Origin of the sequence: Streptomyces cucumeris (genome assembly GCF_024295805.1) — a bacterium.
Classification (GTDB): Bacteria; Actinomycetota; Actinomycetes; order Streptomycetales; family Streptomycetaceae; genus Streptomyces; species Streptomyces cucumeris.
This window is the reverse complement of record NZ_JANCLX010000028.1, coordinates 79,708-102,158: the sequence shown is the minus strand read 5'-3', so window position 1 is coordinate 102,158 and position 22,451 is coordinate 79,708. Positions and strand designations below refer to the sequence as shown.

23 protein-coding genes and 1 pseudogene are annotated in these 22,451 nt (G+C 67.6%); 20 read left to right on the top strand and 4 right to left on the bottom strand.

All coding sequences use genetic code 11. The annotated features are described in order from the left end of the window. Positions 1–684: 684 nt before the first annotated feature. The gene (locus NMK44_RS31345) at positions 685–2,472 is read right to left on the bottom strand and encodes a hypothetical protein (protein ID WP_254749510.1); all 1,788 of its coding nucleotides are present in this window, start codon (positions 2,470–2,472) and stop codon (positions 685–687) included. A 282-nt stretch (positions 2,473–2,754) separates the two neighbouring features. Continuing rightward, positions 2,755–3,228, bottom strand: coding sequence for a DUF6233 domain-containing protein (locus NMK44_RS31340; protein WP_254749508.1), 474 nt, complete (start codon positions 3,226–3,228; stop codon positions 2,755–2,757). A gap of 113 nt (positions 3,229–3,341) precedes the next feature. Here NMK44_RS31340 and NMK44_RS31335 point away from each other — a divergent pair, with 113 nt between their 5' ends. The 11 genes from NMK44_RS31335 to NMK44_RS31290 all read left to right on the top strand — a co-directional run bounded on the left by NMK44_RS31335 (position 3,342) and on the right by NMK44_RS31290 (position 12,234). Then, positions 3,342–4,640: an alpha/beta hydrolase family protein gene (locus NMK44_RS31335; protein WP_254749506.1), complete on the top strand. Its 1,299-nt coding sequence runs from the start codon at positions 3,342–3,344 to the stop codon at positions 4,638–4,640. Positions 4,641–5,177: 537 nt separating this feature from the next. Then, positions 5,178–5,372 carry a holin gene (locus NMK44_RS31330; protein ID WP_254749504.1) on the top strand — a complete coding sequence of 65 codons (195 nt, stop codon included), beginning with the start codon at positions 5,178–5,180 and terminating at the stop codon, positions 5,370–5,372. Between the two features lie 29 nt (positions 5,373–5,401). Beyond that, positions 5,402–5,635, top strand: a complete 234-nt coding sequence (locus NMK44_RS31325) for a hypothetical protein (RefSeq protein ID WP_254749502.1) — start codon at positions 5,402–5,404, stop codon at positions 5,633–5,635. A gap of 19 nt (positions 5,636–5,654) precedes the next feature. Beyond that, on the top strand, positions 5,655–5,777 hold the full coding sequence (locus tag NMK44_RS42935; RefSeq protein WP_428849367.1) for a DUF7620 family protein: 123 nt from the start codon (positions 5,655–5,657) through the stop codon (positions 5,775–5,777). A gap of 1 nt (position 5,778) precedes the next feature. Beyond that, complete coding sequence (locus NMK44_RS42930; protein ID WP_428849366.1) at positions 5,779–6,105, top strand: putative phage holin; 327 nt, start codon at positions 5,779–5,781, stop codon at positions 6,103–6,105. Positions 6,106–6,415: 310 nt separating this feature from the next. Next, positions 6,416–6,919 (top strand): RICIN domain-containing protein, encoded by a 504-nt coding sequence (locus NMK44_RS31315; RefSeq protein WP_254749498.1) that lies wholly within the window; start codon positions 6,416–6,418, stop codon positions 6,917–6,919. A gap of 230 nt (positions 6,920–7,149) precedes the next feature. Next, positions 7,150–7,809, top strand: coding sequence for an HNH endonuclease family protein (locus tag NMK44_RS31310; protein ID WP_254749496.1), 660 nt, complete (start codon positions 7,150–7,152; stop codon positions 7,807–7,809). A gap of 136 nt (positions 7,810–7,945) precedes the next feature. Further along, positions 7,946–9,196: a helix-turn-helix domain-containing protein gene (locus tag NMK44_RS31305; RefSeq protein WP_254749494.1), complete on the top strand. Its 1,251-nt coding sequence runs from the start codon at positions 7,946–7,948 to the stop codon at positions 9,194–9,196. 136 nt (positions 9,197–9,332) lie between these two features. Next, positions 9,333–9,899, top strand: coding sequence for an SPRY domain-containing protein (locus tag NMK44_RS31300; RefSeq protein ID WP_308358635.1), 567 nt, complete (start codon positions 9,333–9,335; stop codon positions 9,897–9,899). Then, entirely contained in the window at positions 9,896–10,087 is a 192-nt protein-coding gene (locus NMK44_RS31295) for a hypothetical protein (protein WP_254749492.1), read from the top strand. Before NMK44_RS31300 ends, NMK44_RS31295 begins: the two co-directional genes overlap by 4 nt. Beyond that, positions 10,066–12,234: a DEAD/DEAH box helicase gene (locus tag NMK44_RS31290; RefSeq protein ID WP_254749490.1), complete on the top strand. Its 2,169-nt coding sequence runs from the start codon at positions 10,066–10,068 to the stop codon at positions 12,232–12,234. Before NMK44_RS31295 ends, NMK44_RS31290 begins: the two co-directional genes overlap by 22 nt. Before the next feature lie 31 nt (positions 12,235–12,265). Here NMK44_RS31290 and NMK44_RS31285 read toward each other — a convergent pair whose 3' ends face one another. Beyond that, entirely contained in the window at positions 12,266–12,817 is a 552-nt protein-coding gene (locus NMK44_RS31285; RefSeq protein ID WP_254749488.1) for a helix-turn-helix domain-containing protein, read from the bottom strand. 143 nt (positions 12,818–12,960) lie between these two features. Beyond that, positions 12,961–13,217 (bottom strand): annotated as a pseudogene (locus tag NMK44_RS31280) (transposase); the annotation flags it as partial. A gap of 72 nt (positions 13,218–13,289) precedes the next feature. On the opposite strand from NMK44_RS31280, the gene NMK44_RS31275 reads away from it, so the two are divergent. The 9 genes from NMK44_RS31275 (at position 13,290) to recD2 (ending at position 22,417) form a co-directional block, all read left to right on the top strand. Continuing rightward, positions 13,290–14,482 (top strand): IS3 family transposase gene (locus tag NMK44_RS31275; protein WP_254749486.1). Its coding sequence is split into 2 segments (ribosomal slippage): positions 13,290–13,554 and positions 13,554–14,482, totalling 1,194 coding nucleotides; the frame shifts between segments, so codons are not numbered across the junction. A gap of 375 nt (positions 14,483–14,857) precedes the next feature. Next, positions 14,858–15,283, top strand: a complete 426-nt coding sequence (locus tag NMK44_RS31270; protein WP_254749484.1) for a DUF4259 domain-containing protein — start codon at positions 14,858–14,860, stop codon at positions 15,281–15,283. A 36-nt stretch (positions 15,284–15,319) separates the two neighbouring features. Continuing rightward, positions 15,320–15,724 carry a hypothetical protein gene (locus tag NMK44_RS31265; RefSeq protein WP_254749483.1) on the top strand — a complete coding sequence of 135 codons (405 nt, stop codon included), beginning with the start codon at positions 15,320–15,322 and terminating at the stop codon, positions 15,722–15,724. A gap of 167 nt (positions 15,725–15,891) precedes the next feature. Further along, a complete protein-coding gene (locus NMK44_RS31260; protein ID WP_254749482.1) occupies positions 15,892–16,569 on the top strand; it encodes a DUF4253 domain-containing protein in 678 nt (225 codons plus the stop codon). 153 nt (positions 16,570–16,722) lie between these two features. After that, positions 16,723–17,283, top strand: a complete 561-nt coding sequence (locus NMK44_RS31255) for a hypothetical protein (protein WP_254749481.1) — start codon at positions 16,723–16,725, stop codon at positions 17,281–17,283. 213 nt (positions 17,284–17,496) lie between these two features. Then, on the top strand, positions 17,497–17,757 hold the full coding sequence (locus NMK44_RS31250) for a hypothetical protein (RefSeq protein ID WP_254749480.1): 261 nt from the start codon (positions 17,497–17,499) through the stop codon (positions 17,755–17,757). Positions 17,758–18,488: 731 nt separating this feature from the next. After that, a complete protein-coding gene (locus tag NMK44_RS31245; protein WP_254749479.1) occupies positions 18,489–18,752 on the top strand; it encodes a helix-turn-helix transcriptional regulator in 264 nt (87 codons plus the stop codon). 179 nt (positions 18,753–18,931) lie between these two features. Further along, the gene (locus tag NMK44_RS31240; RefSeq protein ID WP_254749478.1) at positions 18,932–19,810 is read left to right on the top strand and encodes a DUF6083 domain-containing protein; all 879 of its coding nucleotides are present in this window, start codon (positions 18,932–18,934) and stop codon (positions 19,808–19,810) included. A 291-nt stretch (positions 19,811–20,101) separates the two neighbouring features. After that, a complete protein-coding gene (gene recD2 / locus NMK44_RS31235; protein WP_254749476.1) occupies positions 20,102–22,417 on the top strand; it encodes an SF1B family DNA helicase RecD2 in 2,316 nt (771 codons plus the stop codon). Positions 22,418–22,451 lie beyond the last annotated feature (34 nt).

The window sequence follows — 22,451 nt, the reverse complement described above, 5'->3', positions numbered from 1 at the left end:
CCTAAAGGGGCCGCTGGACGGGGCGACTCCAGCCAGGAGACGAAGCGCTCCCCAGCTGTCTGCACTCCCGTCCCGCCCCTGCGGACAGAGCCTGGGCCCACGGGCGGATGCGGTGGTGGAGGAGGGAGACCCGGACCCCAAGGCACGGGCGGCGGCACCAGGCGATCGGGCGGCTGAGAGACAGGCCGCGGTGGCCACCCCGACATCTGATCATCTTGCTCAGTACCCATCTGGGCCCCCATGGACCGCACGCCAGGACCTGACCGACTGGGCTGATGCTCTGACACCACCGGTCGGGCCCAATTGCCCGCTTCTCCCGGTGTTGCCGCGCCCGGCGCTGCTGCTGGGGTGATCGTCCGGGGGTTGCAGCAGGGTCGGCCACCATGGGTCGTAGAACACCTGGTACGGCCGGTGCTTCGCCTCTGTCGCAGGCTCCAACGGCCACAACACGCCCATGCTTCTCCCCCTGCTCAGTTCCCACCCCTGGATGACGCTTCGTCACCAAGATTGTTAACTGCGTAACACCGCGGGCGCTAGATGTCCGGCTCGCACCAGCTTCATCCCGACAGTCCGGCAGTCACGGGCACCAAGCGCGCCACGTCCCCTGCAGCAGACGTGCCCGACGATGCCTACGCCAGGCCATCGGGGGAGGCTTGCTGTACCTGTGCCGATGGTTAGGGAGGGTTATGCCGGGGTGATGGGTTCCGGCTGGGATGCGAGCATGTCGAGCAGCTGTCCGAAGGTGATCTTTTCGTCGGTGGGACCGTAGTCGAGAGCCTTGAGCAGGGTGTGCCAGCGCTCTGGCTGAGTGCCGCACTGGGCGAGCAGGTGGGGCACGGCGATGTTGGCTTCGGTGCGGATGAGAACTTCGTCAGCGGGCAGCTGGCGCAGGTGGTGCAGGGTGTGGTGGCGGGAGTCGAGGATGGAACGGTACACGTCGCCGGAGGTCCACAAGCCGTCGGTTTCAGGAGCGTCGAGCCACGACTGGAGCACCGCGCAGGGGTCGGGATGACGGTCGAGTTCATCGTCGGTCAGTAGCCGCAGCACGGCTTCGGTGTCGTCGGCCGGAGCGAGAGCGGCCGCGGCCGTGTGCAGCCAGCAAGGGACGTCGCTCTGGTGCCCGATCCAGGAGAGTTCGAGCGGATGCAGCGTGGGGAGTGTCTCTGTGACCGCGATGCGCGGTGTGTGCGGGTTACCGGCAAGGAAGAGCAGCGCGGCGACCCGCCGGTGCTGGAAGTTGCTCTCCAGGAGGCGGACCGGGCTGAGTAGATCGGTGCCTTCAGTGAAGCGAGACAGCCGGGGGCTGGGGGGTGCGGAGACGACGGCTGGCTGTTCCAGCATGGTGAGCAGGGCACATGCCTTGGCCAGGTGCTTGGGGTTAGCGCTGAGCCGGGCCAGGTCCTGGGCCACGGTGATGATGTCGCCGCGGAATTCGTTCGTCGACATACGAGGCGGAGCGAGCAGGCGTCCGCGGCGCACACATTCGTCGGCGGCCGCGTGCAGTTGCTCGGCCGCGATGTCCATGACGCTGGGGTTGTAGCGGACCCGTTCAGCAATGCGGTGGAGCCGATGACGGGCAGTCACGCTCGGCTTGGGCAGGCCGGCCATCTCCGGTAGACACAGAGCGGGCAGACAGGCCCGCAGCAGACCGGGGCCCAGAGCTGGCGCAGGCTCCGGCCGTTCAGCCGGGGCATCCTGCTCGCCGCAAGAGAGAGACTCGCCGCCCGAGACCGCCATGCGGGTGCGGCGCGCCTCCACTTCAGCATGGTCCAGCAGGAGGTGCTGGACAGCCGTGCCAAAGACGGGGTGTCGGACCAGTGTGGGCCACCGGTCAGGGCAGGTGGCGAGGATGCGCCAGGGAGCACCCTCACCGAACTCGAGGGGAAGGTCCAGCGTGGGATGTCCGGAGATCCCCCACCTCTCGTGCTGGCCGGGGTGTCGCAGGAGGCGGGCAAGCGGGCCTAGGGCGTACTCCAGTACTGCATCGAAAAGGGCCTGGGGCATAGGCGGGAACGGCTCCGCGTTGCGGCGGTAGCGGTTCGGGTTCCAGTCGTCGACAACCCGCTTGAGATCGGTGTCGTGCAGCTGCGGAAGCAGGCTGATCGCGTCATCGACCTGGCCGGGATGCCGGGCCAGCCCGATGACCAGCCCTGGTGTCGGACGGTGACTCCGCAGGATCACGGGCAGGTCAGCGGCCGTGACCACGCCCTGATCGGCGAGGTCAGCAACCTGCTTGTCGTCGGCCTGTTCCAGGACACGCCGACGCAGCGCCGGGTCGGTTGCGCGCTGCACGAGGGCGGGCAGCGCAGTCGCGAGAGCCCTCTTGCGCCACTCCTCGCCACGGTTGTCGACGCCATAGAAGGCGCGGGAAGTCGTGCATAGTGCCTCGACCACTGCGGGGAGCGCTTCGTCTGGCAGCCCTTCAGTAGCGATGAGCTGCTGCCACAGCGGATACGTCCGGGCGTTCACCATGTTCGACCCCTCCCCAGGTACGACACCGTGTGACCGTTCGGTCACTGCACAGGCCTGAGGGTGACAGTACGCGGCGACGGCCACCCGCCGGTCCCGAACTCTGTAAGAGACGTCGAATGCCGCCGTTGACGCCCCCCGCAGTGCGGCCCGGAGGGTGAATCCCGGTGATGGCACGATGCGTTGAGACGAATAAGGGGTTTCCCAGGCCCCGCCGCTCGCGCTCCTCTCCACAGATGGTGCCGCATCCAGGTTGCCGGCGGCGTGCCCGCAAAGCGCTCCTGCTCAGCACCTCAGGGCACGATCAGGTCGACAAACATCGCAGATCGCGACCTTTTGGTCCGCGCACAGCAGCATGGCCTGTTCGGTGGTGATGCAGGTATGGCTGTCCCGGGCCTGCCAGCAGTCACGGCGGTGCAGGCGCCGGGAGGGGGAGTCCTCGCTGTATTGGTGGGTTTTCTGCAGTACCCACTGTCGGCCCGCCACCGCTCCCTCCGTCGGCAGCGTCGAGTAGTCCTCACCGGGGATCGGCGTGATGCGCTCGGCCTGGACGCTGATCGGGGTGGGCGCGCCCGTCGGCTTGGTGGCGCCGTCGGCTGCTTCGTGCCGGGCCGGGAGGATGGCCTCGCATTCGTACCACCAGGCCCCGTCGCGTGAGCGGTGGCGGGAGGTCACCACGACATCAAGCTCCTGGCCGTCAGGCAGCGTCGCCCGCGCCCACGGCCCGGCCTTGGACCGCCACTCTTCCTCCACACCCACCGTTTGATTCTAGTTCGAGTATTAGGCCATGTGGCGCTGAGCGGTATGTGCGAAGGCCCGTGTCTCATCGGTCGATCGCAGAGACAACCGCAAGGCACAGGGTGAGGCACGCGGTGAACGTGACGCCGCTGCGGGTGAAGGCTGCTGGGATCGTCGCACCGTCCCAGCGGGCCAGGGCGAAGGATGTGGCCGCGGCGACGGTGGCGAACAAGACGGCTACGGCCAGTACGAGGAGTAATTCAAAGACTCACATGCCAGTCATCGGGTCATGGAAGGTGGGTTCGCTGGCCACGACAGTGACCAGCGCTTATTCTCCCTTCATGTCGTATGATCCTTTTACCCGTGGGGCTGCTCCCGTCGGCGTCCGCACGGCACATATCGAAGACCCCGACCGCCAGGGCCGTACCTTGGCCATTGAGATGTGGTACCCGGCCGCAGCCGAGTTCACCGGAAAAGACCGTGACGTTGCACTGATCGACCGTTATGTTCCGGCCCCTGGAATGCCCGAGGCCACCCAGGCCGCCCTGCGCGACGTTGCACCTGGGGAAGGGTTCTTCCCACTGGTCGTCTACTCCCACAGCACCGGAGGCCACCGCCGTGAAGCCGCGTACATGGCTACGCACCTCGCGAGCCACGGATACGTCGTCGTGGCACCGGACCACACCGGCGACACCCAGACGGATCTGATTCTCGATGCCTCTGCCGGTGACAGCGGGGCGAGTCCTCACCGCATGTCGGACGAGGAGACCTGCGCCACTCGCCCACTCGATGTCGTGCTCACCGTCGACCACGTGCTCGCCGGCGTCGACACGGCGATCACGGCAGTCATCGATCCCCAGAACATCGGAACCTGCGGGGTGTCACTCGGAGGGTGGACGACGCTCACCACCAACGCGTACGACTCCAGATTCAATGCCACTGTCGCGGCGGCGCCAAGCTACGGCACTCACGGTCCCTTCCCCCAGACCGCGTTTCAGACCTCCCTCCTGCGCCTCGACTGGGACCGTGCCGTGCCCACCTTCATCCTCGCCGGCGACCCGGACGGGATGCTCGTACTCTCCGATCTGCGTGAACTTCACGCAAGGCTCCATTCCCCGAAGAGATTCGCATCCCTCAGCGGCGCCAGTCACTTCCATTGGGGAGAGAACGCCGAAGAGCTCTATGAGTTCTATCGGCCCATGTGGGAAGCGGGCGGGGTGATCGAAGCCCAGGGAACCGATCTCTCAGCCCTCGCCTCCATGCCGGCCTTCTCGGATCTGTGCCCGAACTGGCATGCTACCGAAGCCTACAAAGTGATTTGCCTGGCGCATATGGATGCCTATCTAAAATTCAACACTCAAGCGCATGAATTCATTCACGGAAATCTCAAGGGTGCATTCGAGGAAAGGGGAATCATCCTGGATGTCGCCTGATACTCCAGCTGTAGATCGTGATCTTCACTGTCTGTGGCTGGCTCGCCGCCTGCCATTCTTGAGCCCTGGCTTTTCCCGGTCAGCGGGCCAGTCAGCCACGGCTTCCCTTCCCGCTCTCCAAGCTGATCGACGATCTCGACCCCAGAGACTGCCGCACCGCAACAATCCGAAAGCAGACGCTGGGACGGTTGCCTCCATCGCTCGCCACCCCTGTCTGCCATCGCGTCCTCTTCGCCGTCGTTGACGGTGGCAAGATCTCGGCGGAACGTCCCCGCGTCGGTGGGGACCACCCCGGCCCCTCGCATCCGGCCGCGTCCAGGAGCGGAACACCCCCGCGTCGGCGGGGACCACAGCGACAACCCCCGGCCGCGTTGACCGGGGGCCGGAACACCCCCGCGGACGCGGGGGTGAACCGATCGGAACGGGCGCCAAAACCGCTCGGCGTGTGTGCTCCCCGCCGACGCGGGGGTGAACCGATCAACGCAGCACTGGCGATGTTCGCTCAGCGGTGCTCCCCGCGTCCGCGGGGGTGAACCGGTGAAGGCCACGACCACCAGCACTCTTCTCGTGTCGCTCGTCCTCGCCGTTCTCAACGACATCCACGGTGACGCGTCCCTACTGGCACCGCTGCCCGGCTGGCTCCAGGTCATCATCGCCCTCGTCCCGCCGGCCATCGCTTTCGGCACCGGCTGGCAGGCCCGCCACACCCCGCGGGGCCCGGCGGGCCTCTGACCGTGTTTGCGCAGCAAGAGGGGGCGACCGTGGCCGAACTCTTCGGTATCAACCCCACCCAGGGCGGGGCTGCGGCCATCGTCGTTGTCGTCGTGCTGATGGTACTGACCGGCCGCCTGGTACCCCGCAGCACCCTCCAGGACATGCGGGAGGAGCGGGACACCTGGCGCGCCGCACACAGCGAGTCTGAGGTGGGCCGCGCGGCCGACCGGGAGCAGATCCGCGAGCTGCTGGAGCTGTCCCGGACGGCCGGCCGCGTCTGAGGCGCTCGACCGAGCTCGTGTGGCTCGGGAGGAGGCTGAGGGTCGGCGGCCGTTGGTGCAGGCGGAGGTGGCACGGCTGCGGCACCTGCGGAAGGAGAACAATTTCGAGGCGAAGATCCGCGCGGCATTTGGGGGGAGTTGAGATGGGAGGGCTGGCTGTGGATCAACTGGTCAACGTGATCGCGAGTGGCCTGGTCTTCCTGGCGTGTGCGGGGTTCGCGGCCACGTATCACAGGCTCGCGCCTTGGTGGCGCAGTGACATAGGGCGGAATCTCATGGCCTTCGCTGGCGCTGTGGGCATGTTGTGCCTGTACACGATGCTGATCACGGAGTGGCCCGAGGGCTGTATGGCGACCGTGCTCAGGAGTTGCAGGGTGGCGGTGCTGGTGGCCATCGCCGCGTTGATGGCGCAGCGGACGCGGATGGTTGTGCGGGCTCAGCGGGAGCGGCGGGGCCGCTCTGGAGTGTGACAACGGCGGGTGTGCCCCCCTTCGGCCTACGGGCCGGAGGGAGCCCTTTCGTCATGCTGAGCCGTCCCCATCCGCAGGGTGCCGTACGGCTTCAGCTGGTGCAGATCCAGCCGTCCAGATCCTCAATGTCCTCGGGCGATGCAAGCGGGCTGGCCAGCGGTTTTGGTTGCACCTCTGGACGGCCGCTCGGGCCTTGCCTGATCGGGAGTCGAGTCACTTAATCGCGGCATTGTGGGGCAACTCCCAAGGGAATACGTTACGCATCCAACTGGGCACGACGCGTGACCAGTTTGAAGTGGAGGAGTCCTTCATGCGCATTCGATCTGCCTGTGTCATGGTCGCCCTAGCGTTAGGTGCGACCGTACTCGGTGTGGGCACCGCCGACGCGACGGGGCCGTTGAGCGGCACCAAGGTCCGGAACTGGCAGACCGGCTACGTCCTCGGCGTCGCCGGTAACTCGACGGTCGGCGGTGCCGAGGTCCAGTACCAGGCTGACACCAACGACTTGGCTCAGAAGTGGGCCATCGATCCGGTCACCCGCGACACCTTCCTGCTGCGCAATCTCAACAGCGACATGTGCGTCACCGCTGTGGCTGGCGGCGACACGGAACCCCTCCAACAGCGTCCGTGCGATTCCCGGTGGGAGGAGCAGACCTTCACCATGGCGGACTCCGGCAAGCCCAATCGGTATCAGCTCCGCAACCTGGCCCACAGCAAGTGCATGCACCCTTATGCCAGCACCGCGCCCACCTATCCCCGGTTGTACGCCTGTAGCACCACCACCTGGCAGGCCCATTCGTTCGACGTCCGGTGACATCGCTTCAAGGCGGGGGAACACGGCAAGCCAGCATCACCTGACCAAGGCCGACCCGAAGAAGGGGCGTCCGAAGCCATAAGAGGTGGCTTCGGACGCCCCTTTCGACTGTAGCGATAGGGGGGCAGCGGCTGGATCGTAAATCGGGCTTTCGAAGACTCGCGCGCACGCCAGTCCAGTGATTCGCAGGTGGTGGCCGCTACGGTGCCGATCCCCTACGAAGGAGCGGCATGAGGCTGAAGGCTTTACTGGTCGGTGGCGCAGCAGTGGCGGCCCTTGGCATCCCGGCCACACCAGCGGCGGCGGCGCCGGGCGACACGGTGACGACGACACTCACACAGGCCATCGCCGACCTCCCGGTGGCGGCTGAGGACCGCACTGGGTACACCCGCGACGCGTTCCGGCACTGGATCGATGAAGACCGGGACACCTGCAACACGCGAGCGGAGGTCCTCATTTCTGAGGCGATCGTCCCGCCGACGGTGAGCCCGCGGTGCAGTATCTCCGGCGGTGTCTGGCACAGCTACTACGACGACGTCGACCAGACGTCCGCCCGCGCGCTCGATATCGACCACCTGATCCCTCTGGCGGAAGGGTGGGATTCGGGCGCTTCGACGTGGTCCGCGGCCGAGCGTCAGGCGTACGCCAACGACCTCGACGACCCGCGCTCGCTGGTGGCGGTGACGGCGCGGGAGAACCGGCAGAAGGCTGACCAAGATCCGTCAGAGTGGCTACCGTCCGATGCCGGGGCGGTGTGCCGGTACGTGACCGAGTGGACGGCGGTCAAAACCCGCTGGGGACTGTCGACGGACCCGGCGGAAGTCGATGCGCTGGAGCAGCTAGCCGACGGCTGCCCGGACTCGGAGATCACGGTCGTGCTGGCCCGCTGACATCGAGCAGCCTCGCCTCCTCTGGCCTACGGGACGGAGGGGGCCTTTCGTCATGCCTGGAGGTGAACCGGCTCACGTAAAGAGGGCCCTGCCCCATACCCTGGCAGTGACGAGCTGGACAGAGAGGGGCAAGGCCATGCCATCTGATGCTACCCCGGAACCACTTGACCACCCGCTGATCTTCGGACAGCGCATGCAAGTTCTCCGCACCCGCCGAGGCATGAGCCGCACCGTCCTCGCCGGACTCGTCGACAAATCCCCGAGCTGGGTTAAGCAGATCGAGAACGGCACCCTCCACACCCCGGCCCTACCCATGATTCTGCGCATCGCCGAGGTGCTACGCGTCCGCGACCTATCCGATCTCACCGGTGACCAGAGCATGCCCACCGATCTCTTCATCGGCCCCGGCCACGCCAAGCTGCCTGCCGTACGCGCCGCGATCGATTCCTTCCCCCTGACCTCAGACCACGAGGCGCCGTCCGCATCCCATCTGGCCGCCCGCCTCGAACGGGCCTGGGCCTCTAGGCATTCGGCGCCGAACCATCGCGACGTGGTCGGTGGTCTCCTCCCACACCTCATCCGAGACGCCCAGCTGGCCGTCCGACAGGCCGAGCGATCCGCGGACAGGCGGGCGGCACAAGCCGTGCTCTCCGAGGTCTACAGCCTCAGCCAGTTCTTCATCGCCTACCAGCCCGACTCGGCTCTCCTGTGGCGGGTGGCGGAGCGCGGCATGGTCGCCGCGCAGGAGAGTGAGGACCCGCACGCGATCGGTGTCACGGCGTGGTTGACCGCCCAGGCTCACCGCGATTCCGGCCCGGCGCACTTCGACGCAGCGGACGCGGTCACGCTGGAGACGCTGCGCTATCTCAACCCGCTGCTACCGGACGCGTCAGACGATGTGCGCGCGATCGCGGGTGCCTTGCAGTTCGAGGCTGGGTACACTGCTGCCCGGCGAGGAGACACCGGTACGGCGTGGGGCTACTGGGACACCGCCCGGAAGATGGCCAAGAAGCTGCCTGCCGACTACTACCACCCTGTGACCTCGTTCTCTCAGGCCATCATGGGCGCGCACGCGGTCACGGTGGCTGTCGAGCTGCACGCGGGAGGGGAATCCGTACGGCAGGCTGCCGCAGCGGACGCGACGACGATCCCCTCTAGGCCGCGCCGGGCTCGGCATCGGATCGAGGAGGCCCGGGGCTATCAGCTCGACAGGCAGCCGGAGACGGCGCTCGCGACGCTGGACAAGGCGTACGAGGCGGCGCCGGAGACGATCCGGTACAACGGCTACGCGCGCAGGATCATCTTGGAAGAGAGCGAGTCGAAGTCCCCGACGCATCGTCGGCGGGCTGCCGAACTGGCTGTGAAGATCGGGGTTTTGGCCGCCTGAGTGTTCGAGGGGCAGAATCTCTGCCCCTTCTCACTCCCCGGCGCTCCTACGGTCAGTTATCACCTGATCACCGATGATGCCGGGGGCCACCGTGCCAACGAATCCCCAAGTCCTTCCATGGACGCCGCCGCCCGCCGTGGACGTCGAGCCCTTACCTGTGGGGCGCTGGTGGGACGCCGTACGAGCAGAGGCCCCCGTCGGCCCGCGCGCCCTGGACATCCTCGGGGACGCCAGCGGAGCCGTCATCCAGGACACCTACGGCACCCTGTACTGGCTCATCGCCAAAGGCACCGCGCGAGGCTGGAGCCTCCGCCAAGTACGTGTGCTCACCTCGCACCGTCAGGAGAGCACCGTCCTGGGCGTGCCGCCGATCGGCTGGACCGAACCTCCGCCCGCCGACAAAGCGCGCGCGTACTGGCGCGTGCCGCTCACGCCGGGCCGGTACCTGACCGACTCGGAGCGGTTGTGGGAGGCTCTGGCCGCCGCGGACCACGCCGAGCTCGGCCCTCGCTCCGAAGGGCGTCAGCTGTGCGTCCATTGCCAGCTGCCGACGGACGAGCCGGTCATCATCGGCGCCGAGCACGATGGGAGCCTCGGCAGCGGGATCATCTACGCCTGCCCCCGGCACGCCCGCGGCTACCCGGCGGTGGACGCTGAGCGTCTGGTCGCCGCGCTGCGCGGCCGTGAGGGGGCCGGGACGTGACGGCCGCCCGGCCCACCGCACCCTGCGCCGAGGAGGCGTGGTGCGCGGCCATACTTCACGCCGCGGGCTGCCTCGCCTGCCGGACGTCGGGCGCCGTGTGCGAGCGGGGCGAGGCCCTGCTCGCCGCATACGCCGAGGCCGTGCAGCAGGGCCGGTCCTCGTTCTGGTGCCCACCCTGGAACTGCTGATCCAGACCGCGGCCCGGTGGCTCGCCGACGGGAAATTCGACCAACTCATTGGCGTGTGCTCGCTGCCGGGTGTCCACGACCGCCACCTGCGCGGTCACCTGTGGATCACCGGAGACCCGCACGCGCTCGTCCGTCGCATCGCCCAAGGAGGGCACACCGCCGTCTTCACGACCTACTCGTCCCTGCGGACCCTGGTCGAGGCCCACCGCGCCCACGGACTGCCTCGGTGGGACTTCGCACTCGCGGACGAGGCCCACCGCACCAGCGGAGACTGGGACAAGAAATGGGGCCTCATCCACGACGACCGCGCCATCCCGGTCGCCCACCGCCTCTACATGACCGCGACCCCGCGCAACTGGCGCCCCACGGGCAGCAGACGGAAGAAGGCCCGACCGCGCATCGAACGCCTCGCCTCGATGGACGACCCCACTGTCTACGGGCCCACGGTCTACAAGCTGGACCTGGCAGAAGCCATCGAGCGCGGCATCCTCGCCGACTACCAGCTCATCGTCCCCGAAATCCGCGACAAGAAGCTCCTGAAGATCCTTCAGGACGAACTGCCCACACCCCATCTGGACGGGCTGCGCATTGCGACGATGCAGGCAGGCCTGCTGACCGCCATGGCCGAACACGATGCACGCCAGGTACTGACGTTCCACGCACGCGTCGCCGCCGCCCGCGGCTTCGCCGACACGCTGCCCCAGACGGCCGAGATCCTCGCCGACCACACCGGCATCCGCAACCCCTGGTCACATGCCCTGCACCACCGCCAGCCGGCCTGGGAACGCCAGCTGTACTTCCGTGAGTTCGAGCACTTCTCGGCGCTGGCCCCCGGCAGCGCCGCCGACGCTCACGATGCCGCGGTGCTGGCCAGCGTCCGGGTGCTGAGCGAGGGGGTCGACGCCCCCAACACCGACGGCATCTTCATCGCGGATCCACGCCGAACTCCCAGCAGCATCGCCCAGACCATCGGCCGGGGCCTGCGTAAACCGGCAGGGCAGGACAAGTGCGCCTCGATCTTCCTGCCGGTCTATACCCACCCGGGGCAGACCACGCAGGAAGCGATGGAGTCCTCCCAGTTCTCCGAGATCTGGCGCTTCTTCAACGGCCTTGCCGTCTACGACTCCAAGATCTTCAAACGGTTCGGCAAGTACCAGCGCGCTCGGCCACAGCCCATCCCAGCCCGTCCCACCCGCGTCGCCGACGTCAACCGTGCCTTAGGGCTGCGCACCCACCGCCCCCACAACAACGCCTACTGGGACCTCGGCTGGCAAGAGGCCCAGGCCTTCCACAAACAGCACGGCCACCTGAACGTGCCCAGTGAATACGTCGCCCCCAACGGACTGTCCCTGGGGCAGTGGATCGGCCAACAGCGCTCCCTCCACACCGTGGGCGCCCTCTCTGCCGAACGCAGTGCCGCCCTCACCTTCCTGGGAATCTCTTGGCCCCACCCCCCGGAAAGCTTCGAACACCACCTGGAGCACGCCACCGCCAGCGCCGCCCGCCACGGCACTCTCGTCCTGGGCAAACACCCCCACGCAGGCGACCGAGCCACGGCCGCCTGGCTCGAGACCATGCGCCGCCGCGCAGACATCGGAGAACTCGCGCCCGCCCGCATCGCCGCGCTCGACGCCGTGGACCCCTTCTGGAACCCGCCCTGGAGCCTGCGCTGGCAGTACACCTACGTTCAGATCCGGCGGCGCCTGACCACCACCCCCTGGCGGTGCACCTACCACCTGGACCACGACCACGACTCGTCCTGGGACACCTGGCTGGACCGTCAGATCACCAACCACGACCTCCTCGCCCCGCAGCAAAAGCACCTGCTGGACACCCTGGCGCGCGCCTGCCCCGATGCCCACCCGCACAGCATGCTGCTGACCCGGCCCACGACCCTGCGCGCGCGAGCCTTCAACCGCGGTCTGCGGGCGGCCCGCCGCTACCACCTACGCCACGGCAACCTCAACGTTCCCGCAGGCCATATCGAAGACGTCGACGGAGACCCCGTCGCCCTCGACGCATGGCTGGTACGCCGTCAGCGGGGCATCGCACAGATGACACCACGCCAGCGCACCGCCCTCGAAGTCCTCGACGCCGGGCTCCTGCCCATGTTCCTTCCGCCCACGCAGCCCGCAGCCGCAGCATGACCCGGCACCGGGCCAGCCCAAGCGGGGCAGATCACCCCCTCGCGGCGGCGTTGACGCCGGCCACCTGATAGAACACCCGGCTCCCGCGCTTGACGCGCCGCACCCGCCCCTGGCGCACCATCGCCTCCAGTGCGTTGCGCATCGCCGGCTCCTTGATCCGCCGACCCGGATGCGCCCGGCCCAACGCCGCCGCTACATCCTGCGCGGAACACGGCCGGCCCCGGCCACGCAGCTCGTCGACGATCAGATCCCGCAACGTTGGTGCCCCGGACGCCGCCCTGGGGGATGCAGCCGTCGAGGGGACCGGTTCCTTCCCAGCCTCCCCGTCACCGGAAACCGCCTCAGCGGCACCCTCTTCCTGAGCGCCATCCGCACCAGTGCCCGCTCTCGGCGGTGGCTGCATGCTGTTCTGCAAGCCCTCCAGCCAGGCCTGACCCTCATCGAGGAGGCGCAACTGGTCCTGCAAAGCGGCGATATCGGTGCGGATCCGCTCACGCTCTTTCGCGATGAGCTCCAAGTCGCCCTTCACCACGGCCGCGTATCTGGCGCGGACGGACGGGAGGTCAGCGACAGAGTCATTCATGGGACCGCCTTCCACGACACTGCTCGGCAGTAGCCACGCTAGGCACGTCGGCGATGTCGACCTGCCAAACGTGCATACATGAACGATTGCGACCGCTTCGGACCAGACTGTGACCGCAACGCTTCGTGGTGGCGGCTGAAGGGACCGGCGGTGCGGCCCTTCCTCTTCCGGTTGGCGGCCTGGTCCTTCTTTTCCGGGATGACTGCCTTGATGCTGCGGTTCCGCAGGTAAGAGCGGTTAGCGCGGGACGAGTAGGCCTTGTCCGCAGCTACAGTGCTCCGGGCCTGGTTCGAGGCCGGCCGACAGGCAGACGGACCCGTATCTTCTGCAGCACGGGGACGAACTGCCGGCTGTCGGCGGCCTGTCCTGCGGTCAGTACGAGTGACATCGGACGGCACTTTGAGCTGTACCGAGATTTGTGGAGTCCCTGATGCCAGGGTTACCGTCCTGGCGAAGGAGAACCACCAGCACCATGGCAGCACCCCGTAAATACCCTGACGAGCTCCGCGAGCGCGCGATCCGCGAGGTCCGCACCACCGGCCGCTCCATCGCCCACGTCGCGAAGGACCTCGGCATCCACAAGGAAGCCCTGCGCGGCTGGGTCCGCCAGGCCGAGGTCGACCGCGGCGAGCGGGACGACCGGCTCACCACCGCCGAGCTCGACGAGTTGAAGCAACTCCGCAGGGAAGTAGCAGAGTTGAGGCGGGCGAACGAGATTCTGAAAGCCGCCTCGGTGTTTTTTGCCCAGGAGATCGACCGTCCCCGGACGAGGCCGAGCAGGTGATCGACCACCTGCGTGGACACGGCCTCGGGGTCGATCCCGTCTGCCGGGTGCTGGAGCTGTCCCCGTCGACGTACTTCGCCCGCAGGAAGCGGCCGAAGTCGGCCCGCCGGCTCCGGGACGAACAGCTCATGCCGCTGGTCGAAGAGATTCATGCCGAGTCGGGCGGCACCTATGGTGCCCGCCGGATCACGCGGGCCCTGGGGCGCAAGGGCGTCGAGGTGGCCCGCTGCACCGTCGAGCGGCTGATGGCCGAGCTGGGCCTGGAGGGCGTCATCCGTGGCCGACGGCGCCGGACCACGGTTCCAGAGCCGTCGGCGCCGCGTCCGCCGGACCTGGTCGACCGCGACTTCACCGCCTCGCGGCCTGATCAGCTGTGGGTGGCGGACATGACCTATGTCCGCACCTGGTCGGGGTGGGCGTATGTGGCGTTCGTCCTGGACGTGCACTCGCGGATGATCGTCGGGTGGCAGGTCGCGAACCACATGCGGACCGAACTCCCGCTGGACGCCCTGGAGATGGCCTTGTGGAGACGGAGGATCAAGAAGGACTCCGGCCTCATTCATCACAGCGACCGAGGGTCGCAATACGTATCAATTCGGTATACTGACCGGCTCGCTGACATCGGCGCCTCCGCGTCGGTCGGGTCCGTCGCGGACAGCTATGACAACGCGATGGCCGAGGCGCTGAACGGCACGTTCAAGGCCGAGCTGATCGAGATGCAGGGCCCCTGGAAGGACGTCGACCAGGTCGAGTGGGCGATCTTCCAGTGGATCACCTGGTACAACGAAGAGCGTCTTCACTCCGCGCTCGACTACGTGCCGCCGGCCGAGTACGAGGAAGCCTTCTGGTGGAGCCAGGAGCAAACCCCGCAGTCCGCCTGAAACAAGATCACCGGACTCTACGAAACTCGGTACAGCTCAGATCGGACATGCTCGCGTGGACGGCCGCATCGTACCCAGGCCGCATAGGCGCCGGGACCAAGGCCTGCGCCAGTAGTTCGCAGGCGTCCACCGCCTTCGTCGCCCGCCCCTTGGCACGCGGCACCGACACCAGGCCGCCCCGGCCAGCCTTCCGTCGCCTGCCCCGCCAGCACGGCTGCTTGGGCCGCAGTACGGTAGCGATGATGCTGCGGGTCGCCAAACAGACCGCGAGTGTCAGCTCAACCCGGGCGGGCTGGCGGCATCCCTTGGACTGCGCGGGCGTTGTCAGTGGCCTCTGTCAGGATGCCCCGGTCAACATCATGATCGGGAGAGCACATGGGTACGTGGGACGTCGGCCCCTTCGACAACGACACCGCGGCGGACTTCTGCGGCGACCTCGATGAGGCGGCGGCGGGTGATCGCGAGGGCATTGTCCGCGGCATTCTCACCCGTGTGATCGACACTGCGGGCTATCTGGAAGCACCCGAGTCTGAGCGAGCCGTGGCTGGGGCTGCCCTCGTTGCGGCGCAATGCCCTGAGGGTGAGCCGGCCGATACGGCCTATGGGCCGGAAGAGCCCCTTCCTGATCTCACCGGTCTACGCGACCTCGCCCTGCAGGCCCTCGACCGGGTCATGACCGAGCCGTCCGAGCTGATGGACCTATGGGCGGAGTCGGACGGCGGCCCCTGGCGTGCGAACATGCGCGGTCTGCAGAACGTGCTCCTGCCCAAGCGGCCGGGAGAACAGCACAGCTTGCTCTGACCCACCGCAACCGCTACTCCAACCCAGAAGGCCACCATGAGCTGGGACGTACTTCTCCTCCACCTGCCCGACGACGTCAGCTCGATGGAGGAGATCCCCGCCGACTACACCCCACCCCCGCTCGGCCGGCGCAACGACGTGCTCGCGGCTGTCACCCAGGCCATTCCCGAAGTCGACCTCTCGGACCCTGCCTGGGGCGAACTTCTCGGCCCCGCTTGGTCCATTGAACTCAACATCGGCTCAGGAGACCCAGTGGAATCGATCATGCTCCACATCCGTGGCTCCAGCGAGGACGTACTGACGCCCGTCCTCCGTCTTGCCGAAGCTCTGCGGTGCAAAGCACTGGACTGCGCCGAAGGGGGCCTGCTCGCTCCGGGCCGCGCGTCGGGTTGGCCCGCCTTCCAACAGTTCCGCGATCGAGCGGCCGGTACCCCGCAGTGACACCCACCGGTCGCAGAACCAGTCGCCAAACCATGCCCCTTGAAGCCCGCTTGAGCCTTGAAAGTCTCCTCCCTCCCGGCCGGATGATCACTGGCAACGAAGGCGACGGAGTCGCACAGGCCCTATGGATCAGTGACGGGCCAGCCGAAGCCGGTCTATGGACGCGGATGCACGCCGAACACACACGCTCCGGCCTGTGGCCGTTGCTGCTCGAAGCTCTGGATCCGGGCGATGCCGAATTCCGCCCATGGGGATCCGGGGAGGTCTTCCCCGAGCAGATGTCCTCCCCGGCCAACCACGACCCTGCCGACCTCCTCGCACAGTGGTGGGCGACCTACACAACTGTCGACGAAGACGACGACATCCTCGACACCGACCGGCGCCTCGCCGTCACGGCCCCCTTCGGACAGACCTGGCCCGGCCTCGCGGCTGGGAGCGAGCCAACAACGAATCCCGATCAACTGGCCGCCGAATACGCGCAGGCGTTCCTCGCCGAGCGCCCACAGACCCGGCTTGGGCTGGTCGCCGCAGCATCCGGAGCGGAGGCGCTCGCGGTCGCGGGTTGGGAAGGACCCTGCAACTACGACAACGACACCGCGAAATTCTCTGCCGTCGTCCGTGACTGGGAGCAGCGGTTCGGCGCCCGTGTCGTCGCGGTCGGGTTCTCCACCCTGCACCTCAGCATCGCCGCGCCACCTGTGGACGAGCACGAGGCTCTCCTGCTCGCGGCCGAGCACTTCGCCTTCTGCCCGGACAACATCTGGCAGGGCAGCAGGCCGTACACACTGGCCGCGTACGCCGAGCGGATCGCCGGTGCCCATCACTGGGACTTCTGGTGGGACTGACCGGCTTCCCAAGAAACACTTCCATTCCCGAGAGAAGCGGCCTTCGAGTGGGCCGTGCGTCCCGGCCGGCCCCGTGAAGCCGAGACTAACTGTGCGCGGGGAGGCCGATAGCGTGGGCAGCCTGGTAGACGACTGCGTGATCAAGGGGAGGCGGTGTGGAAGGTGGGTGTCTGGGCGGTTGCCAACGAGGCTGACCGAGTTCAATGGGAGATGCTCCCTGGTGAGGGTGTTGGACCGCTGCGGTTCGGAATGTCGCACGACGAAGCGGCTGCAGCAGCCGCGAACATGTTGAGGCCCTTCGTCACCCGTGGCGGCTACGACAGCCCCGTGGTGTGTTCAGAATTCGCCCTCGTCGCGGCACCCATCGCGCCGACTGTCACCGCCTACTACGACGCAGGGCGCCTGGCCTGCGTGGCCGTCAGCGCACTTCGAGGTCCACAAGTCACCCTGGGCGGGCTGCGGCTCGTTGGCCGGGTCCCGTCCGAGCTCGAGGATGCCTTCTCCGAGTACACGTCCACGAACGGCCACGACCTGCGGTACTCCCAGCATGCCGACCCAGGCTCCGAGACGCTCGGAGTCGTCCTACGTGCCCAGCGTGCCGGAGACGTTGTCTTGAGCAGGCCGGTGTTGGTCGCCTCCACCTGGGCCGAGCGCTGCTGTGATGTCACCGAAGGCCGCATCCCCGCTGAGGAGTGGCGGGACCGCGCCTGGTGATCGGGCTGCTACCAACTTGGCAGGTGCCTGATGCTGGGAAACGATCTACGATGGGATGGGAAACGATCTCCAGCAGGTGTCCTCGGCCCCTGATCAGACCTACTCGTGAACACCCCCAAGACAGGCCTTCCGTACCGTGCCTGGGAAGGCGCGCGTGAGAGTGGCAACTGGAACCGGACGAACCTGATTCACAAAGACACGCTGCCTGCCGATATGACAGACCAGTTCCGTGACCTCGCGCAGTCCTACCTCACGCCGCACGAGGCCGAGATCGGGCGGCAGGCCACCTTCAATTACATGCGCCTGGCCCGCGTCGAGGTCGCCCAGCACTCGCACCGGGTCTATTACGTCTTCCCCACAGCTGCCTCGCCTCGGGTGCTCGTCCTGCCCTCGCAGCAGAGAATCTGGCAGATCGCCGGGGCGGCCCTGGGAGCCCTCCTGGTGCTCTTCCTTCTCGTACGGCTCATCGCTTAGCCAGCCTTATCCATCTGGGGAACCGTCCGTGGGAGGAGGCAGGGAGGTCGTCCGGTCAGAAGAGAAGATGTGGTTCGTCGGTCCACCAGAGGTGGCTGTCGAAGGTTCCGCAGCTGACATCCTCTTCCTGAAGCGGCGCAGGGGTAGCGGGAGCGCTGGTATAGGGAACGTTCCGGGGTTCGGGCACCACTGCTGAGTGCGGAGTGACCATCGCGCAGGCGCGGCAGGTGTCGGCCAGGCGCCAGAGGCTGCCGCTGCGGTCGCGGGCGAGGTGTAGTGCCAGGGGGCCGTCGCAGCCGCGGTGGCGTGGGTGCCAGCGGCAGGTGTGTTCGCCGCACTGGCAGATCCGCAAGTGAGGTGCCAGGTCCTCGTTGCGTGCGTGGTGCGCAAGGTGGGTCACCACAGTCGTGCGGACAGCCGTGGGCCCGGTGCTGACTGGTGTGGGGCCGCAGTGCGGGCACAGCAGGACCCGCCCGCGGGCCTGCTGGCGGATCTCCACCGTCCAGGTGCGCCGTACCGGGGGAGTGGTCGCGCCGGACCCCATGGGTCGTCATCCTCCGTCCTGTGCTTGAGGGCAGCCGGCCATGCCCGTGGCTCCCGTTTTCGGGTGTGAGCGGGCTGGCGGCGGCACAGTAGTGCAGACCTCTGCCCTGTTGGGCGGGGCGACTCCGGTCGAAATAGGGCAGAGGTCTGCACTGACAGGGCAGGGGTCTGCACCGTGCGATAGGCGGGTGACGATCTTCCCGCCCGACCCCAACCTCGACGAGCTCCGCCTCGAGCTCTCCCGGCTGCGGGCCACACGCGGATGGAGCTACGACGAACTCGCCGCCCGAAGCGGCCTGTCACGCCGCACGTTCATCGAGATCGAGCAGGGCCGCACCATCGGCACCCTCCAGACCTGGCACGCCCTCGCCCACGCCCTGGACACCCCCATCGACCAACTCCTGGGCACCCTCTGCGAAGGCCACGAACCACCGGCAACGCCGACCCCCTGACCCGCCTGCTCCCACGCAAGACCCGCCCGAGCCCCAGCAATCGGCGCCACCCGAACTGACGACGCCCCCAGAACGCCAGTCCGAGAGAAGAACGCACATGCGACCGCTTGCGGCCGCTCAGGGGACACCGGCGGCAATCCTGCACACCTCGCAGCGTGTCGGCTGTCAGCTTCCCGCACATGCACGCCACCAACACCTCCGCAGCCGGAGACCTGGCCTGGGACGGCAGCTACAAAAACCGCCGACTCCCGCGCTTCCTGCGCGTAGCCCCGGACAGCCCCACCCGCCTGCTGCGCACCGCCCAGCAGAGCCGATGCTCCGACTGCGGAAACCACATCGAGTGGTACGACCGCACAGCCGGCCACAACCCCGTACCACTCCACCCCCACGAACTCCCCGCCTCCACCGTCCCCCCAAGCCAGCGCTGGCACATCGACACCGGCATCGCCCACCCAGCCGGTGACGGTTCCCCCTGGTGCCGCGTACGCCACCGCGCCCTGTGCCCCGCCACCCCCGCACAGCCCGGCAACCACACACTGGACACCCTGCGCCGCAACCTGGCCCTCACCTCACGACGCCTACAGGACACCGGCCACTTCACACCACCCCCACCCCCGCACCTTGGCCCACCCACCTGCGTACCGGCACCGCCTGAAGCCCGGCCGGTCGTCCAATTCCTGTGTCTGCGCTACCTCGCCCCCAGCCCCCTCGAACACATCCCCTGCGTAGCCCAGACCCGCGCCCGCCGCCGCTGCCCCTACCCCGTCCTCGACACCGACGCTCTCCCCGGCACCTGGATCCTGGCGCCCCTCCACTCAGACCACCAGCCAGACCACCTACCGATCCCCGAATGGTGGATCGCCCTCTACGACCTCACCCACCTCCCATACAGCGAACAACTGCGCTGGCGCGCCCAACGCTGCACCACCCATGCCATCGCCCCAGACGCTGCCGACATCGCCCGCACCACCTGGGAGCCCTTCAACTCCCACACCCACCACCAGCACATCCGCCATCACCTGCCCGACACTCCGCCCACTCGCAAAGGCCGCAGATGACAGACGCCGATTCTTCCGCGACCTGAGCCGCAGGAAGCCGCCGCTCGCCCTGGCCGGCACCATCCCCACCGTCCTGAACGGCTCAGCAGCCCGGAAACCAAAGCCCCCGTGGGCCTCGAGCACGCCATCACCAGCGCCACCACCCACCACTGCACCGGGTCTGCGCGTCTGGGACACCGAACACGCTGCTCAACGCCCATGCCAGCAGTGTCCACACGGACACCAATCAGAGCGCAACCGGCCGCATCAGCGACCCGCCGCCCGGACCCAGCCCGCTGAGAAGAGAACCTCGTGACCGCCCTGACCGGCCCACCACCTCGCGACTGCGTCGACGGAATCGTCGACCACCTCGTCCACGTCACCCACGACCATCACACCGTGCTCCGCCTGACCGTCGCAGAGGACGACCGCGCACCACAGACGGTCACCGCCGTCGGCAAAGCGCTATTCGGCACACAACCGGGAGAGAGTCTCCGCCTGACCGGCACCTGGACCCACCACCCCCGCTACGGAGACCAGTTCAAGACCGAGGTCTGCCACAGGACACTCCCCGCCACCACCCGCGCTACCCGCCTCTACCTCGCCTCCGGACTCATCCACGGCATCGGCGAAACACTCGCCACCGCCATCGTCAACCACTTCGGGGACCAGACCCTGCACATCATCGACACCGAACCCCAACGCCTCCTGGAAGTCACCGGCATCGGCCCCACCCGCCTCGAACGCATCGCCCAGGCGTGGCAAACCCAGAAAGCCATCGCCGAAATCATGGTCTTCCTCCAGGGCCTCAACATTTCAGCCCACCTGGCGGTGAAGATCTACCAGACCTACACCGACAGCGACCGCGACCCCATGGAGGTGGTCCGGCACACGCCCTACCAGCTCTGCCACGACATCCATGGCGTCGGATTCGACACCGCAGACCGCATCGCCCTCGCCGTCGGCATCCCCAAACACAGCAACCAACGCCTCCAGGCAGCCCTCCTCCACACCCTCACCCAAGCCCGCACCCGAGGCGACTGCCACCTGCCCGAACGCGTCCTCCTCGCCCGCACCCGCCACCTCCTCACCGACCACGACCCCACCACCACCGACATCCTCGAAGACCCGATCCTGCGCCAGGCCCTGAACACCCTGCGCTCCCGCGGCGAGACGGTCCTCGAAAACCTCCCCGTGCCCGCTGCCGAAGACACGGAGCTCTTTCACGCGACCACCGTCGTCAGCCTCACATCCATGCACCGAGCCGAGGCCGGCCTGGCCGAAGACATCCTGCGCCTCCACCGCACCCCGCCCACCCTGGCTGACCACACCGACTGGGTCAGCGAGCTCACCCAGGTCGCTCCCGACAACCTGACCGACGAGCAGCAGCACGCTGTCCGGACCGCGCTCACCACACCCCTATCGGTCCTGACCGGAGGCCCCGGCTGCGGCAAAACCCATACCCTGCGCACCCTCGTCGCCGTCGCCAACACAGCCGGGATCAGCATCGCGCTGGCTGCGCCCACCGGGAAAGCTGCCAAGCGCATGGAGGAAGCCGCCGGACACCCGGCCACGACCATCCACCGTCTGCTCAACCCCCCACCCAGACCCTCCGGCAGCCGCGGCGAGCACACGCCGATGGACACAGCCGACCTCATCGTCATCGACGAAGCCTCCATACTCGACGTCCAGCTCGCTGCCAGACTCACCGCGGCCATCCGCACAGGCTGTCATCTGCTCCTGGTCGGCGACACCGACCAGCTCCCCAGCGTCGGGCCGGGCCGCGTCCTGCGAGACCTTCTGGCCGTCCCTGAAATCCCCCGCACCCAGCTCACCCGCATCTTCCGCCAGGATGACGGCAGCACGGCGATCATCGACAACGCGCACCGCATCCTGCGAGGCCGGCCGCCCCAGCCCGCACCAGGCATCTTCGGCTGCCGACCCCTTGAAGATGCCGACCACATCGCTCAACACGTCGTCGACCTCGTCGCCACACACATTCCGCGGCACTTCACCACGACGTCCGAGGACATCCAGGTCCTCTGCCCCGCACGACGCCACGTGACCGGCACCCTTGCCCTCAACATGCAACTGCAGGACCGTCTCAACCCCCACACACCCGACAAACCCCAGCACCACCACGAAGGCCGGATCTTCCGCCTCGGAGACCGCGTCCTGCAGATCCGCAACCAACCCCACCGCGGGAACAACGGCGTCTTCAACGGAACCAGCGGCACCATCACCGCCATCGACGCCCAAGACCACTACCTCACCGTCACCCTGACCGACGGCGAAAGCGTCCCCTACCACTTCACCGACCTCGACGAACTCCTCCACGCCTACGCCCTGACCGTCCAACGATCCCAGGGCAGCGAATACCCCTACGTCGTCATCCCGGTAGCCACCTCGGCCAGCCAACTACTCCAACGCAACCTGCTCTACACCGCCGTCACCCGCGCACGCCGCGGCGTCATGCTCATCGGCCAGCCTGCCGCCGTCCATCAAGCCCTCGCCAACACCCACACCCGACGCCGCTTCACTGCCCTCGACCACCGCATCCGACAATCACCCACAGCCCCACCCCGGGCACACGCCAACAAACTTGCTGGACAACTCACCCTCACATAAGGCAACATGTATCTACATTATCCCGCATTGACCA